Origin of the sequence: Streptomyces sp. NBC_01775 (genome assembly GCF_035917675.1) — a bacterium.
Taxonomy (GTDB): Bacteria; Actinomycetota; Actinomycetes; order Streptomycetales; family Streptomycetaceae; genus Streptomyces.
The window spans coordinates 3382904-3397029 of sequence record NZ_CP109104.1; the positions used below are offsets into that span (position 1 = coordinate 3382904).

Genomic DNA, 14126 nt, shown 5'->3' on the forward strand with positions numbered 1-14126 from the left:
GCGTCGGGCGGGGGGCCGTCCGCGTCGGGCGCGGGGCCGGCGCGTCAGCCCTCCCGGTGCACCTTCGTGTTGGACGCCTGGGCGCGGGGGCGGACCACCAGCAGGTCGATGTTGACGTGAGGGGGCCGGGTGACGGCCCAGGTGACGGTCTCCGCGACATCGTCGGCGGTCAGCGGCTCGGCCACCCCCTCGTACACCTTCCCGGCCTTCTCCTCGTCGCCGCGGAAGCGGGTGAGGGCGAACTCATCCGTCTTGACCATGCCGGGCGCCACCTCGATCACCCGCACCGGGGTGCCGACGATCTCCAGCCGGAGGGTCTCGGCGAGCACGTGCTCGGCGTGCTTCGCCGCCACGTAGCCGCCCCCGCCCTCGTAGGTACCGTGGCCCGCGGTGGAGGAGAGCACCACCACCGTCCCGTCGCCGCTGTCGGTGAGCGCGGGCAGCAGCGCCTGGGTGATGTTGAGGGTGCCGATCACGTTGGTCTCGTACATCTGCCGCCAGTCGGCCGGGTCGCCAGCGGCGACGGTGTCGGCTCCGAGCGCGCCGCCCGCGTTGTTGACCAGGACACCGATGGTGCGGAAGGCACTGGCGAACTCCTCGACAGCGGCCCGGTCCGTCACATCCAGCGGGTACGCCCTGGCCTGGTGCCCCGCGTCGTTGATCTCCTGGGCGAGCGCCTCGATGCGCTCCTCCCGGCGGGCTGTCAGCACGACCCGGTAACCGGCAGCCGCCAGCTGACGCGCCGTGGCGGCGCCGATGCCGCTGCTGGCTCCGGTGACGACAGCGATGCGGGACGCGGCGGGGGGTACGGCGGCGGCCATGGAACTGCTCCTCGGATGTGCGTTGTCGCTGTGCGTGTGCGTTGTGCGGGGGCCTGGGCCGGTCGGTCGGCCCAGGTCAAGGGTATGCAGTCCGCGGCGGGCGCCCCTTCCGGGTACCCGGTCACGAGGAACGCGGCCAACCCCGCGGCACGCACCACGTGATCGATTCCGGTGCGGTATCGCCTGGCGAGATCTGCCGCCGGGGTCCCAGCCGTGGCAGACGGTGTGGATCTGGCATCGACGCCCGGCCGGGGACGGCACCACCGGGCCATCACGCTCGGGCGAACCTTTCGCTCCGAATGGCTCCGCGCGGCTCCGCGTGGCTCCGTACGGCAGTCAAGAGCGTCGGCCGCGCACTTGCGCAGGAGCCCGGAATCGCCTTCGCCGCGGCCGTCTCCGGGCCCCACAACATTCATGCCGTCGCGCACTGCCGGAGTCCCGACGAGCCGCGAAGCGCCCGACCGCGACGCTGAAGGCGCGCAGCCGCGACACGTCCCGGGCCTGCCGCCCCCGGCCGCCATCGTTGTCAGACCCGTCCTAGTCCCAAGGGCGGGTGCGGCCTCTGTCTCCGGCCCGAGGAGTCCCGGCGCCCTCCGTGCCACCGTGGGCCCCATGCAGCACAGTTGGCCCGCTCACCTGTCCGCCGGGGCTGTCCGCTTCGCGCGCCCCTCCGCACGCCTTGAGGCAGTCGCCGTCTTCTACCGCGACGCCCTTGGCCTGCCCGTCCTGGCCGAGTGGCGCGACCACGCGGGCTACGACGGCGTTGTCCTCGGCCTGCCCGGCACCCCCGTCCACATGGAGATCACCCAGCACGGCGACCCGCCCCACATCCCCGAGCCCCACCCCGAGAACCAGCTCGTCCTCTATCTGGAGGGCCCGGCGGCGCGCGACGAGGCCGCGGCCCGCCTCGCCGACCACGGCCACGCCCCCGTACCGGCGGCCAACCCCTACTGGCCCGCGCACGGAGCGCTCGCCTTCGAGGACCCCGACGGCTGGGTGGTGATCCTGGCCCCCTGGGTCTTCGGCCGCGACCCGGTGCCGGAAGCGGATCCCGAAGCGGAGGCGGATCCCGAAGCGGAAGCGGATCCCGAAGCGGAAGCGGATCCCGAAGCAGGACCCTGAAAACGCCACACCTCTGCCGTGTCCAGCACGACCCACCCGGCGGCTGAGCGCCCGCGCCGAGGCCCCCGCAGTGGACCTCCGTAGGGGGATGTCAGACCTCCGTGACAGGCTCCGTTCGCGTTGAAGTCCACCAGCACGTCGGAGGATTGGAATGCCGGAGCACGACACGGAGCCGCAAGCCGCACCCGCCCGCCCGCTCCCCCGTCCGCTGCCGCTCGACCCCGTCAGCGTGATGCCGGAGGAAGTGGCGCGCGGCGTGGCGCTCTACAGGGCGGGGGACGCCGATGGCGCACGGGCGGTGCTCCGGCCGCTCGCCGAGGCGGGCCGCACCTCGGCCTCCGGAGAAGCCGCCGCGGCGCTCGCGGGAATAGAGCTGGCCGGAGACCCTGCCGACCCGGCCGAACTGCCGCTGCTGCGCCAGGTCGCGGCGGGCGAGGACCCGTGGCTGGGCCCGCTGGCGGCGGTGCTGCTGTCACAGGGCCTGGCCGACGCCCTGTCGTGGACGGTGGAGCACGAAGTGCCGCCCGCCGGCCACCCTTTGGTGCGCGGGATCGTCGCCCAGCTGACCGGAGACCGGGAGGCCGCCCGCGCCGGGTACGAGCAGGCGATGGCCGAGCCGCAGCCCGGGGAAGAGAGCACCGACCTCGCCCAGGTGCTGCTCGCCAACCTGTTGCTGAGCACCGGCGCGGACCCCGCCGAGGTGGACGACCTGCTGACGGACGGGCAGAAGTCCTCCTCCCCGCTGTACCGCGGCTACGCGTGCCATCTGCTCGCCCACTCCCTCATCAGGCAGGGGGATCTGGACGGGGCCGCGGAAGTGCTGCGCCATGGGCAGTCGGCCGCCCATCCGGTCGATTCGGGCAGCGACGCCCTGCTGCCCTGGGTCTGCGTACGCTCCGGCGAGCTGCTCGCCTCCGCACCGTACGAGCTCGACCTGGTGGCGGCCATGATGGAGGACAGCGGCGTCTCGGAGGGGTCCTGCATCCGCCAGCCCTTCGAGGAGGCGGCGTACTTCCAGAAGTCCGCCCGCCCGGCCCTGGCCGACGTCGGCTTCCACGCCTTCCCCGACGACGCCGAAGAGGTCCGCGCCGCGCTGGACCGCCTCCGCGAGTGGAGCGACGAACGCTACGAGAGAGGCCGCGCTCTCTGCCTCCTGCTGTGCCACCGCCTGCTGGCCGACGAAACCGACCGAGGCTCCGACCGCCACCGGTCCCTGAGCCGACTCGTCACCGAACTGACCCCCGGCTGAGGGCTCGGCCACGACCACGGCTCGGCCACGACCGCGAGCTCGACGAGCCGCTGCTCGTCTCCGACCCCGGCACCGACGTCGTCAGCTACACCGGCTCCACGACCGTGGGCCGGGCCGTCCTGGCGGAGGCGGCACGCCGGCTGAAGCCCTGCTCGCTGGAGCTGGACGGCAAGACGCCGATGCTCGTGTTCGACGACGCCGACCTCGAGGCTGCCGTACCGGTGCTGACGGCCGCTGTCACCACGTTCTCCGGCCAGTTCTGCATGGCGGGCAGCCGCGTCCTCGCCCACGCGGGCATTGCCGACGAGCTGCGCCGCCGGATGGTGGCCGCGCTGGAGGCGGTGCGCCCCGGGCCCGGCGACCGCCCGGACACCGACATGGGGCCGGTCGTGGACCGCGAGCAGGCGCTGCGTATCGACGGACTCGTCGCGGAGTCGGAGGCGTACGGGAAGATCCTGGTACGCGGCGGCCTGCTGCACCCGAAGGGGACCGACGCCTTTCTGCGGCCGTCCCTGGTCGAGATCGAGGACGTGGACGCGCCGCTGGTGCAGCGCGAAGTCTTCGGGCCGGTCGCGACCTTCGAGGTGTTCGGCGACGAGGACGACGCCGTACGGCGGGCCAACGCCACCGAGTACGGCCTCGCCGCGTCCATGTGGACACGGGATGTCGACAGGCCGCTGCGGGTCGCGCGGCGGATCGACGCGGGCACGGTATGGACGAACACCTGGGCCGCCGTCCGCGACCAGATGGAGGAGGGCGGCTTCAAGCAGAGCGGCATGGGACGGCTCAACGGGCCGCGTGCGCTGGCGGAGTTCCAGGAGATCAAGCACCTGGTGCACAACGCGTAGCGCTCGCACGGCCAACGCGCGGCAACGGTGAGACCCGGCATCCCCCTCCCCTTGAACCGTATGGGGTGCGGACACGTGTCGTCATGGAACGACCAAGCCGAAGCCGCCGAGAGAAAGCAGGACGGCCATGTCCACCGAGACCGCCGAGACCTTCGGCGCCGAGCCGGGCGCGGCTCCCGTCGAAGAGCCGGGCGCGAACGCGGAACGCCCGCAGGCGGAAGGCTCGGCTCCCGAGGAGGACGCCCCGAGCCCACCGCACTTCATCCTCTACATGGATGGGCCCGCGTACACGGACACCCTGCGGCAATTGACTCTGTGGGCGCATCACGTGCTGCTGCCGGTCTACGGCAGAGAGATCACCTCCTCGGCGCCCTGGTGCTCCCGCTGGTGGGACCACCCCGAGGCGGTCGCCCAGTTCCACGGACTGTGGCTCGCCTGGGCCGAGCTGACCGGTCCCGGCTCCGGATTGTGCGGTCCCGCCAACTGGCACCGCGACTACCTGGGACCGGTGATGGGCGTTCTGCGGGACCCGATGGGCCCCTTCGCCGGCTGCAAGCCCGGCGCCCACCGGGCGAAGGACGTTCCGCCCGTCGACGCCATCGACCCCATCGGTCCGCCGCCTCCGCCTCCGCAGCCTCCGGAGGCTGACATGGGCGTCTGAAGGCCGCCCGGCCGCCCGGCCGCCCGCAATCCGCGCGGGCCGGGGGCCGCCGCCGCACGGCCTTGTGACCGTGACCGGTGATCCTTCGCGGTAAGCGGGGCGCTGCCCGGCCAGGCAGCCCCCGAGACTTTCGCCGCACCGCATCTTGACTTGGTCCAGACCAGTGCGGTTGAGTTCCCTCGCCCCCTACGAGCGAGGAGTGCGCCAGTGCTGAAGAGACGCATTACGGCGCTACTGACCGCCCTGACGGTCGGATGCGCCTTATGGTTTGTCATGCCCACGACTTCTCAAGCGGCCCCGGCCCAGTCGTCGAAGGGCTCGGCAGCGGAATTCGTCGTGAGCGAAGCCCAGTTCAACCAGATGTTCCCGAACCGGAATCCCTTCTACACCTACGGCGGCCTCACCGCGGCCCTGGACGCCTTCCCCGCCTTCGCCAACACAGGCAGTGACACCGTCAAGCGGCAGGAAGCCGCCGCGTTCCTGGCCAACGCCAGCCACGAAACGGGCGGCCTGGTCCACATCGTGGAGCAGGACCAGAGCAACTATCCCCACTACTGCGACGCCAACCAGCCGTACGGCTGCCCCGCCGGCCAGGCCGCCTACTACGGCCGCGGCCCCATCCAGCTCAGCTGGAACTTCAACTACAAGGCGGCGGGCGACGCGCTGGGCATCGACCTGCTCAACGACCCGTACAAGGTGGAACGGGATCCCGCGGTCTCCTGGAAAACCGCTCTTTGGTACTGGAACACCCAGACCGGCCCCGGCACGATGACCCCGCACAACGCCATGGTCAACGGCGCCGGTTTCGGCGAGACGATCCGCGCGATCAACGGCTCCCTGGAGTGCAACGGCGGAAACCCGGGGCAGGTCCAGAGCCGGATCGACAAGTACAAGGCATTCACCCAGATACTGGGTGTGCCCCCGGGCGACAACCTGAGCTGCTGAGCGGCCGGGCCCTGCGGCCCTGGCACCCGCGAACGACGGACACCGGATACAGCCCAGGTCAGGCTCACCCGACCTGGGCTGTATCACTGTGGCGAACGGGCCGTACCGCTGTGGTGAACGGGCCGTACAGCTGTGGCGAACGGGCCGTATCGCCGTGGCGGACGGCCGTCGCACCGACCGGACCCGCAGGTTCTGCGCGGGAGCCCGAACACCTAGGCTGCGGGGACTGGAAGGTCACGACGGGGGAGATTTACATGTCGCTGCAAAAGGGTGCCAACGCACCGGTATCGGTCAACAGGGTCCGGGTGGAACTGGGTTGGCAAGGAGGACCGGGGGCGCCCGATGTGGACGCGTCAGCGTTGTTGCTGACGGCGGCCGGCAAGGTGCGGTCGGATGACGACTTCGTGTTCTACAACCAGCCTGTGCATCGCAGTGGTGCGGTACGCCATGAGGGCAAGCGCCAGGACGGCACGGGCACGCTCGAAACGATAGCGGTGGAGCTGTCGGCGGTGGAGCAGGAGATCGGGACCGTGGTGGTCGCGGCTTCCACCGACGGCACGTTCGGTCAGGTACCCGGCCTGTTCGTGCGCGTGCTGGACGCGGAGAGCGGCGCCGAGACGGCACGGTTCGACGCCTCGGATGCCACGTCGGAGACGGCGTTCGTACTCGGGGAGCTGTACCGGCGGAACGACGCGTGGAAGTTCCGGGCAGTGGGCCAGGGCTACTCCTCCGGCCTGGCAGGACTCGCCACCGACTTCGGTATCGCCGTCGAGGAGCCCGCCTCGCCCCCGCCGCCGGCACAGCAGGCGTCGCCTCCGCCAGCCGCACCGACGCAGCAGGCCGCACCCCCGCCGCCCCTGCCGGCACAGCAAACCGCACCTCCGCCGACCGCACCGGCGCCGCCCGCACCTGTGCCGCCCGCGCCGACCGCGCCCGCGCCGACGCAGCAGGCCGCGTTTCCCCAAGCCGCGTTTCCCCAGGCCGCGCCTCCGCCGCCCCCGCCGGCGCAGCATGCCGCGCCTCCGCCGCCTCCCCCGGCGCCCGCGCCTCCCTACGCGCCTGCCCCTCCCTATGCCCCAGCACCGGCCCCCGCGCCTGCCCCGCCCGTGCGGCTGACGAAGATCACATTGACGAAGGCAGCGCCCGCCGTGTCGCTGACCAAGCAGGGCGCCACCTCGGGACCCATGCGGGTCAATCTCTCGTGGAGCGCCCGCAAGCCACCGCGTGGCTGGATGAACAAGGGAAAGGGAGCCGTCCGGCTGGAGGACGTCGACCTGGACCTCTCCTGCCTGTGGGAGCTCCAGAACGGGGCGACGGGGATCGTCCACCCCATCGAGAACAAGTTCGGCTCGTTCGACCAGCCGCCCTACATCCGGCTGGACCAGGACGACCGGACCGGCTCAAGCGCGGCCGGTGAGAACCTCGTGATCAACCTCGATCACGAGTCCGAGATCAAGCGCATCCTGGTGTTCGTCGTCCTCTACGCCGGGGCATCGAGCTTCGCGGGCCTGAACGGGGTCGCCACGCTGACTCCGCCGGCCGGTCCGCCGATCGAGATGAGCCTGGACGAGTGCACCGTCTCTTCGCAGGTCGCTGCGATCGCGCTCATCGAGAACGTGGGCGGGGAGCTGGTCGTCCGCCGGGAGGCGAAGTACATCGTGCGCCCGCCCGGCATCATGAAGCAGCAGGCGGTGGATCTTGAGTACGGCTGGGGGATGACCTGGCACGCGGCCGGTAAGGGCTGACCCACCACGGCCACGGTTCACGACCCGTCGTCGCGGTGCGGCGTCGTAGTGGCACAGAGCGACGGTGGCGGTGGCAGTAGCGGTAGCGGTGGCCTGGCGTCGCCGCTGCCGCTGTCACCGCCGGTACGGGTGCGGGTACGGGTGCGGGTGCCCGTGCGGGCAGCATCCATCAGTCGCCCCGCTCTGCCACGGTGACGGGGAGCTAAGCTGGGGTCATCGTTTCTTATGCCCCCCTTTCGCTCTCCGCTGCGGACGGCCAGGACCCGCCGCCGGCGGGTGGGCAGGCCACCGTCAAACGGGAGCCCGGCACGGCCAGAACGTGGCCGGCACCGGCTGTCCTCCCGGGCGCCGCGCATCCACCACTCCTCGCCGCGGGCGCGGTCACCGGTCACCCGGGCGACGGGCAGAGGCGAGGCCTGGGGCCGCGATCCCGTCGCGCGGGCCGGCTCGCCCTTGGCCGCGAACCCCCGGCTCCCGGGGATCCTCGCGGCCCGGCACCACTCGGCGACGCAGCCCCGGACACCGTCCCGCGCCCCGGTCGGAAGCCCCGCGGCACGAGGCCGGAAACCGCCGCAGCCCGTCCGGCGTCCTATGATCCGCGTGCTTCGCGAGCTGTCGGCCGTTTCCTCCTGCCAACCGGTCCCAGCGGACCTCGCACGTAGTCCCGCATCCGCCGGAGCGGTTCTCGGCCGCTTCACCGGGTTGCCGCCCCTCGCGCGAAGCGTGGCGCGCGTGAACGCATGTACACGCGCGACACCGGGAAGCCGCCACGTCCACGGCTGCGGGCCGAGGCGTACGGACCTGAAGCCGAAGTACGGGTCCGGGGCCGCGCACGAGCCCTGGGCCCGCAGTCCGAACGTGTGAACCCTTACGGTCTGTACCGCATCTAACATGCAGGCCCCACATATCAGTCGCTTCCGCACGGCGATCCCGTCAGGCGACCGGTCGGTGTGGGCGTGCAAGGGCGTAAAACCCTCCGAATGCCAAGGAGGGTGACACATACCGAATACCACGATGTTACGAAGGAACTCCATGGCACTCGACACGACGAAAACGGCGCAGAGTCCCGGCGACGAGCCACCGCCGGGGCAGCCGGGTAGTCGCGGGCCGACGTATGGGGAGGCGGTCGTCGACCTCGGCGCGATCGCCCACAACACTTCTGTACTGGCCAAGCACGCGGGCGAGGCCGCGTTGATGGCCGTGGTGAAGGCGGACGGGTTCGGACACGGTGTCCTGCCGGTGGCTCGTACGGCGCTGGCCAACGGCGCGACGTGGCTGGGAGTCACCTCCACCACAGAGGCTCTCCAGCTGCGCAGGGCCGGAATCGACGCCCGCATCCTGAGCTGGATGCACCTGCCGACCGAGGATTTCACCGCGGCGGTGCTGGCCGACATCGACCTCTCGGTCACCTCGGTCGCTCACCTGGCCGGGGTGGCAGCGGGCGCGGAACGAGCAGGCCGGCGGGCAAGCATCCATCTGAAGATCGACACAGGGCTGAACCGGAACGGGGCGCCGCCCTATGAGTGGCCCGCTCTGATCAACGCGGCCCGGAAGTACGAGCGGGACGGACTTGTACAGGTCGTCGGCCTGTGGTCGCATCTTGTGCACGCGGACGAGCCGGAACACCCGACCACCGCTGGCCAGGTCAGCCGCTTCGAAGCCGCCGTCGACCGTGCCCGCGCGGCGGGACTCCGCCCCGAATTGCTGCATCTGGCCAATTCCGGGGCAATTCTCGGGGCGCCGAATACCCATTTCAATCTGGTTCGCGCGGGTATCGGCCTCTACGGGGTGGAGCCGGTGCGCGAGCGCCACTTCGGTCTGCGCCCGGCCATGACGGTGCGCGGCTGGGCGATCATGGCCCGTAGGGTGCAGGGCGGCGAAGGTGTCTCGTACGGACACACGCATGTCACCGAGCGCCCGACGGGGCTCTTGCTCATGCCCCTCGGCTTCGCCGACGGAATCCCGCGGGCAGCCGCCGAACAGGCCCAGATGTGGGTCGCCGGCGAGCGTCGTCCGGTGGTCGGGCGCATCGCCATGGACCAATGCGTGATCAACACCGGAGACGCCGCCGTGGACGTAGGGGAGGAAGTGGTGGTCTTCGGCCCCGGCGACCGGGGAGAGCCGACCGTTTCCGAGTGGGCGGAGTGGGCCGGAACCATTCCGCACGAAGTGCTCACCGGGGTGGGCGGGCGCGTAACCCGCCGGTATCTGCCGGACCCGCCAGATGGTGCCGACGCGGCATCGGAGTCGCCGCACCACGCAAATTCTGACGTCGAGGAGGGGGTCGCCCGTGTCTGAGTACGGCGCGAAGAAAACGGTCGCCGTGATGTTCGGTGGCCGCAGCAGCGAATACGACGTGTCCGTGGCCTCGGCCGCATCGGTGGCGACCCACCTGAACCGCTCCCGGTACGAGGTCATTCCCGTGCGGATCACACCCGACGGCGAATGGGCGGTGGGGACGGACCGTGAGTCGGCCGGCCGCTTCGAGGCGCAGGATCTGATAAAGCTGACTCCCTCGTCCGGAACCGCCGTCGCGCGCAGCGTCGCCGACGCCCTGAACGCCATGGGCTCGGCGGACGTAGTGATCCCGGTATTTCATGGACCGTACGGCGAGGACGGGCTCCTTCAAGGGCTCCTGGAGATGGCCGGCATTCCGTACGTCGGCAACGGTGTGCTGGCGAGCGCGGCCTCGATGGACAAGGACGTCACCAAGCGCCTGCTGTCGTCGACCGGCCTTCCCGTCGCCGATTCCGTGGTGCTTGAGGAATCCCGGACCTCGCTGTCACCGGAGGAACGCGAACGGCTCGGCCTGCCGGTGTTCGTCAAGCCGGCGAGAGCGGGCTCCAGCATGGGAGTCAGCCGTGTCGAGCGCTGGGAGGAGCTGCCCGACGCGATCGCCGTGGCCCGGAAACTCGACACCAAGGTGTTGGTGGAAGAGGCAGTGATCGGGCGGGAAATCGATGTGGCAGTGCTGCAATACCCGGACGGGCAGGCGAAAGCGGGACCCGCGCTGGAGATTTCCGTGGGTGCCGACCGGCGCTTCTTCGACCACTCCGCCAAGTACGGGGACCCGAGCACCCGGTTCGATATCCCGGCGCAGCTGGACGAGCGAACCGCGACACGGCTGAGCGAGCTGGCGCTGAACGTTTTCAAGACGCTCGATTGCCGTGGGCTGCTGCGAGCTGACTTCTTCCTGAAGGAAGACGGCACCCTGGTGGTGAATGAGGTCAACACGTTCCCCGGCCTTACGCAGGCCTCCCAGTTCCCGCAAATCTGGCAGGCCGCGGGTCTGGACTACCCCGAGCTCCTGGACGTGCTGATCGAGGCAGCACTCTCCAAGTGATCGGTGGAACGTACGTTCTCCTGCTCCCGCTGGGTTGTCGGCGAATGCCGCCGAACCCGCCGGACAGCGCGGTGCGCCGGGCGTGACCTCGCGGTGGCGCGGCCTACGACGTAGCAGACGTTGCACGACGCCGGCCGCGCCCGCGTAACCGCCCCCGCCTCCCCGAACCGGGCGGTGAGGGCTACCCGGTGACGTACGGGCACCGGATGAGTATCCGCACGGATCCGCTCCGGCGGGAGGCTGCCTACGGTGGCGTCCATGAGCGCACCCGAGCCCACCGACACCTCCACCTCCGCCCCCACGCCCACCCCCGCTGCCGGCCGCAGGGGGCGTTGGATCGCCGCGCTCTTGGTGACACCGGTGGTGCTGCTGGTCGTGGGCGGCTGGTATCTGATGTACGGCTGGCCGGAGTCGTACGACAAGGCGCCGCCGCCGGAGATGCTGAAGCGGATCGCGGCAGACAACCAGGAGGCTTTCCGCGTACTGGACCTCGGCACCGCGCTGACGCCGCGGCCCGGCCCGGAAGATCCCCGCGACCACCATGACAGCAACTCCGCTTCGACGGACGTGTGTTACCCCGCCGATGGCCTGGAGCAGATGGACGACAAGCCCGTTGACGGTGTCTACCGGGTCAACCACGGCTGGACCGTCGTCCGGAAAGACGGCACCGGAGTGCGGGCGGCCTTCGTCCGGCTGAAGGACCATCTCGCGGAGAAGGGCTGGGAAGTCGACTGGAGCGAGTCCATCAACAAGCAGAACTTCAGCGTGATAGCCCGGAAGGACGACTACCAGCTGTCGATCAGCTGGGAGGCGGACTTCAAGGAGGTCTCCAGCCTCGGCACCAGCCCCTGCACCCGCTACCCCAGCACATCGCAGGAGCGCGCCTACCGGTCCGGCGAGTTCGGCGAGTCCTCGGACCGGCCGCTGACACCGCCCACCCTGGTGCCCGACCGGCAGCGCTGAGCCGCTTCGACCGGGCGACGGGCTTCAGCCGTCGGCTCCGACGGTCGCGGCGTCGATGACGAACCGGGCTCCTGTTCCCGCCCATCAGCGCGGTGGGGCTGGCCATCGCAGTGCCTTCACAATCCCAACACCCCCTCCAACCAGGGCTGTTCAGGTATCGTCTCTGCGCTCAGCCGGAAGCCGGAAGGGAGTGGTGATGCGACCGCTGGAGACCTCTGACCCGCGCCGGGTCGGGCCGTACCGGATGCTCGCCGAACTCGGCAGCGGCGGGATGGGGCGGGTCCTGCTGGGCGATACGCCCGGCGGGCGGCTGGTCGCACTCAAGCGCGTGCGCGCGCAGTTCGTGGAGGACGACGGTTTCCGCACGCGCTTTCACCGCGAAGTGAACGCCTCCCGCAAGGTGTCGGGCGACTACACGGCGGACGTGATCGACGACGGGGTGGGTGCCCCGGTGCCGTGGCTGGCCTCGGAGTTCGTGCCAGGACCCTCGTTGCACGCGGCGATAGACGCCGTCGGCGCGATGCCGGAGGAAGCGGTGCTCCGGCTGGCAGCCGACCTGGCCTCGGCGCTGATCGACATTCACCGGGCCGGACTGGTGCACCGCGATCTGAAGCCCTCCAATGTGCTGCTGACCGAGGACCGCGCCAAGGTCATCGACTTCGGCATCGCGCGCGCCGCCGACAGCGACGACGGCACCTCGGTGACGCACACCGGCTGGGTGGTCGGCGCACCCGCCTACATGTCGCCGGAGCAGGCGGAGCCCGAGGGCCGCGAACTGACCCCGGCCAGCGATGTGTTCTCGCTGGGCTCCGTGCTGGTCATGGCGTGCGTGCGGAAGGGCCCGTTCGACGGGGGCTCGGCCCCGCAGATGATGTACAAGGTCGTGCACAGCGAGCCGGATCTCAGCGAGGTCCCCGAGAGGCTGCGCGAGCTCGTCCAGTCGTGCCTGGCCAAGGACCCGGCCAAGCGGCCGAAACCGGACCAGCTCCGCAACATGGCACGGGAGCTGGTCGGGGAGCGCACCGCGTCCGAGCGGCCATGGCCGCGCGAAGTGCACCAACTGATCGCGTCCCAGCAGGACGACGTGACCCGGTTCCGCGTGGCGGCGGACGAGCGGAACGTCCCGCCCGATTCCGAGGGGCCCACCGTCGTCGTACCGCCTCGGCCGGGGAGCGGCGCGGCGCGGGCCCGGCAGGCGTTCGCCCGGCTACGGGACCTCACCCGCGAGGTCTCCGACGCGGTACGGAGCGCACCACCGGGCGCGGCGCGCGGACGCGCCACCGCTCGCGAACCGGACGCACCGCCGCCCACCACCGCGACCGTCGACCCGCAGCCGCCCGACGAGCCGGCCACGAACCTACGAGCGCGCCTGACGGCCGCAGCCTCCGGGCCGATGGCCCGCAAGGCCCTCAAACGGTCGCTCGACACCGCCTTCATACTCTGTGGCGTACTCGGGGGCGTGATCGCCGCCACCAAGGCCAACAGCGGCGACCTCCTCCCCATGAACGAGCCGTTCTTCCACGACCGGCTCCTCGACATGGGCGCTCCCACGATCCCCGCCGGGCTGACCCACGCCAGCTATGTGGGCGCGGTGACCGGTGTCTGGCTCGGTGGGCTGTTCGGCGTCGTCGCATGGGTCGTTGCCGGGCTGCGTTCCGCGCTGACCAGCTGTGTCGTTCTCGCGGCGCTGTGCGTGAGCGGCTTCGTCCTCGGCTGGATCGGGGACGGCGGCGGCCTGGACGTCGCCGTGATCAGCCTCGGCGACGTCGGAGACCCCGGCGGCTGGACCGGCGCCCTGCTGGGGCTCGCACCCTTGGCCCTCGCCATTGCCGTGTCCCAAAAGGGCGGCGTGTCCCACCCCGGCGAACAGGGGTGCGGCGTCGTGGCCGCCCTCGCGGTCTCGGCGGCGCTCACCGCGTGCATGGGCGCCGTCTGCGGCTACTACGGCTGGATCGGCGTCGTCATCGGCGACTCCACCAGCATAGGCCTGGCCACGGCCATCGGCGCGGCCGTCGGCGGCAGCGTCGCCTTCCGCATCGTCGCCGCCGTACACGCCCGGAGATCCGCCTCCAGGAGGAGCACCCGCTCCTGAACGGGGCGTTCACACCCGCTCCACCGCGATCTCCGGCGCCCCGGCCCTCGTAGGCCTGCGCCCGGACACGGCCCGCGTATACCTGCGCCCGGATTCGGCCCCCGTACACCCGCGCCCGGATACGAGGCACGACGGGCTGCCGGGGCGAACAGGTCCACAGCTACCGGTTTCTGGTCAACCCGGCCGAGAACAGACGTCCGCCGGTGAACCGTCCGCTGCGCGCATCCGTCGTGCGTACGCAGACGATTCTTATCCGAGAGGCGTGTTCTGTGGGTGTGAGACCGCTTAAGTCACTTCGATCATTTCGACCGCTTCTATTCGCTCTTCTGCTGATCGT

General features: G+C 70.9%; 11 protein-coding genes. 10 read left to right on the forward strand and 1 reads right to left on the reverse strand.

Going from position 1 to position 14126, the window contains the following annotated elements:
- Positions 1 to 44: 44 nt before the first annotated feature.
- Entirely contained in the window at positions 45 to 821 is a 777-nt protein-coding gene (locus OHB04_RS15045; protein WP_326688192.1) for an SDR family NAD(P)-dependent oxidoreductase, read from the reverse strand.
- Between the two features lie 612 nt (positions 822 to 1433).
- On the opposite strand from OHB04_RS15045, the gene OHB04_RS15055 reads away from it, so the two are divergent.
- From OHB04_RS15055 to OHB04_RS15100, 10 genes are all read left to right on the forward strand, one after another.
- Positions 1434 to 1943: a VOC family protein gene (locus OHB04_RS15055; RefSeq protein ID WP_326807608.1), complete on the forward strand. Its 510-nt coding sequence runs from the start codon at positions 1434 to 1436 to the stop codon at positions 1941 to 1943.
- A gap of 151 nt (positions 1944 to 2094) precedes the next feature.
- Positions 2095 to 3192: a hypothetical protein gene (locus OHB04_RS15060; protein WP_326807609.1), complete on the forward strand. Its 1098-nt coding sequence runs from the start codon at positions 2095 to 2097 to the stop codon at positions 3190 to 3192.
- On the forward strand, positions 3102 to 4040 hold the full coding sequence (locus OHB04_RS15065; RefSeq protein WP_326807610.1) for an aldehyde dehydrogenase family protein: 939 nt from the start codon (positions 3102 to 3104) through the stop codon (positions 4038 to 4040). The genes OHB04_RS15060 and OHB04_RS15065 overlap by 91 nt, the downstream gene beginning before the upstream one ends.
- 271 nt (positions 4041 to 4311) lie before the next feature.
- Positions 4312 to 4701, forward strand: coding sequence for a DUF4913 domain-containing protein (locus tag OHB04_RS15070; RefSeq protein ID WP_326692751.1), 390 nt, complete (start codon positions 4312 to 4314; stop codon positions 4699 to 4701).
- A 273-nt stretch (positions 4702 to 4974) separates the two neighbouring features.
- Positions 4975 to 5646: a chitinase gene (locus tag OHB04_RS15075; protein ID WP_326688197.1), complete on the forward strand. Its 672-nt coding sequence runs from the start codon at positions 4975 to 4977 to the stop codon at positions 5644 to 5646.
- A gap of 254 nt (positions 5647 to 5900) precedes the next feature.
- Positions 5901 to 7391, forward strand: coding sequence for a TerD family protein (locus tag OHB04_RS15080; protein WP_326807611.1), 1491 nt, complete (start codon positions 5901 to 5903; stop codon positions 7389 to 7391).
- 1032 nt (positions 7392 to 8423) lie between these two features.
- The gene (alr, locus tag OHB04_RS15085) at positions 8424 to 9689 is read left to right on the forward strand and encodes an alanine racemase (RefSeq protein ID WP_326688199.1); all 1266 of its coding nucleotides are present in this window, start codon (positions 8424 to 8426) and stop codon (positions 9687 to 9689) included.
- The gene (locus tag OHB04_RS15090; protein WP_326807612.1) at positions 9682 to 10734 is read left to right on the forward strand and encodes a D-alanine--D-alanine ligase family protein; all 1053 of its coding nucleotides are present in this window, start codon (positions 9682 to 9684) and stop codon (positions 10732 to 10734) included. The genes alr and OHB04_RS15090 overlap by 8 nt, the downstream gene beginning before the upstream one ends.
- 258 nt (positions 10735 to 10992) lie before the next feature.
- The gene (locus OHB04_RS15095) at positions 10993 to 11697 is read left to right on the forward strand and encodes a hypothetical protein (RefSeq protein WP_326688201.1); all 705 of its coding nucleotides are present in this window, start codon (positions 10993 to 10995) and stop codon (positions 11695 to 11697) included.
- A gap of 196 nt (positions 11698 to 11893) precedes the next feature.
- Positions 11894 to 13789, forward strand: a complete 1896-nt coding sequence (locus OHB04_RS15100; RefSeq protein ID WP_326688202.1) for a serine/threonine-protein kinase — start codon at positions 11894 to 11896, stop codon at positions 13787 to 13789.
- The last annotated feature ends 337 nt before the right edge of the window (positions 13790 to 14126 follow it).

Bases quoted from the DNA above. Each gene is read 5' to 3' on its own strand.
- OHB04_RS15045 (WP_326688192.1), bottom strand. From the start codon at position 821: ATGGCCGCCGCCGTACCCCCCGCCGCGTCCCGCATCGCTGTCGTCACC.
- OHB04_RS15055 (WP_326807608.1), top strand. From the start codon at position 1,434: ATGCAGCACAGTTGGCCCGCTCACCTGTCCGCCGGGGCTGTCCGCTTC.
- OHB04_RS15060 (WP_326807609.1), top strand. From the start codon at position 2,095: ATGCCGGAGCACGACACGGAGCCGCAAGCCGCACCCGCCCGCCCGCTC.
- OHB04_RS15070 (WP_326692751.1), top strand. From the start codon at position 4,312: ATGGATGGGCCCGCGTACACGGACACCCTGCGGCAATTGACTCTGTGG.
- OHB04_RS15075 (WP_326688197.1), top strand. From the start codon at position 4,975: ATGCCCACGACTTCTCAAGCGGCCCCGGCCCAGTCGTCGAAGGGCTCG.
- OHB04_RS15080 (WP_326807611.1), top strand. From the start codon at position 5,901: ATGTCGCTGCAAAAGGGTGCCAACGCACCGGTATCGGTCAACAGGGTC.
- alr (WP_326688199.1), top strand. From the start codon at position 8,424: ATGGCACTCGACACGACGAAAACGGCGCAGAGTCCCGGCGACGAGCCA.
- OHB04_RS15095 (WP_326688201.1), top strand. From the start codon at position 10,993: ATGAGCGCACCCGAGCCCACCGACACCTCCACCTCCGCCCCCACGCCC.
- OHB04_RS15100 (WP_326688202.1), top strand. From the start codon at position 11,894: ATGCGACCGCTGGAGACCTCTGACCCGCGCCGGGTCGGGCCGTACCGG.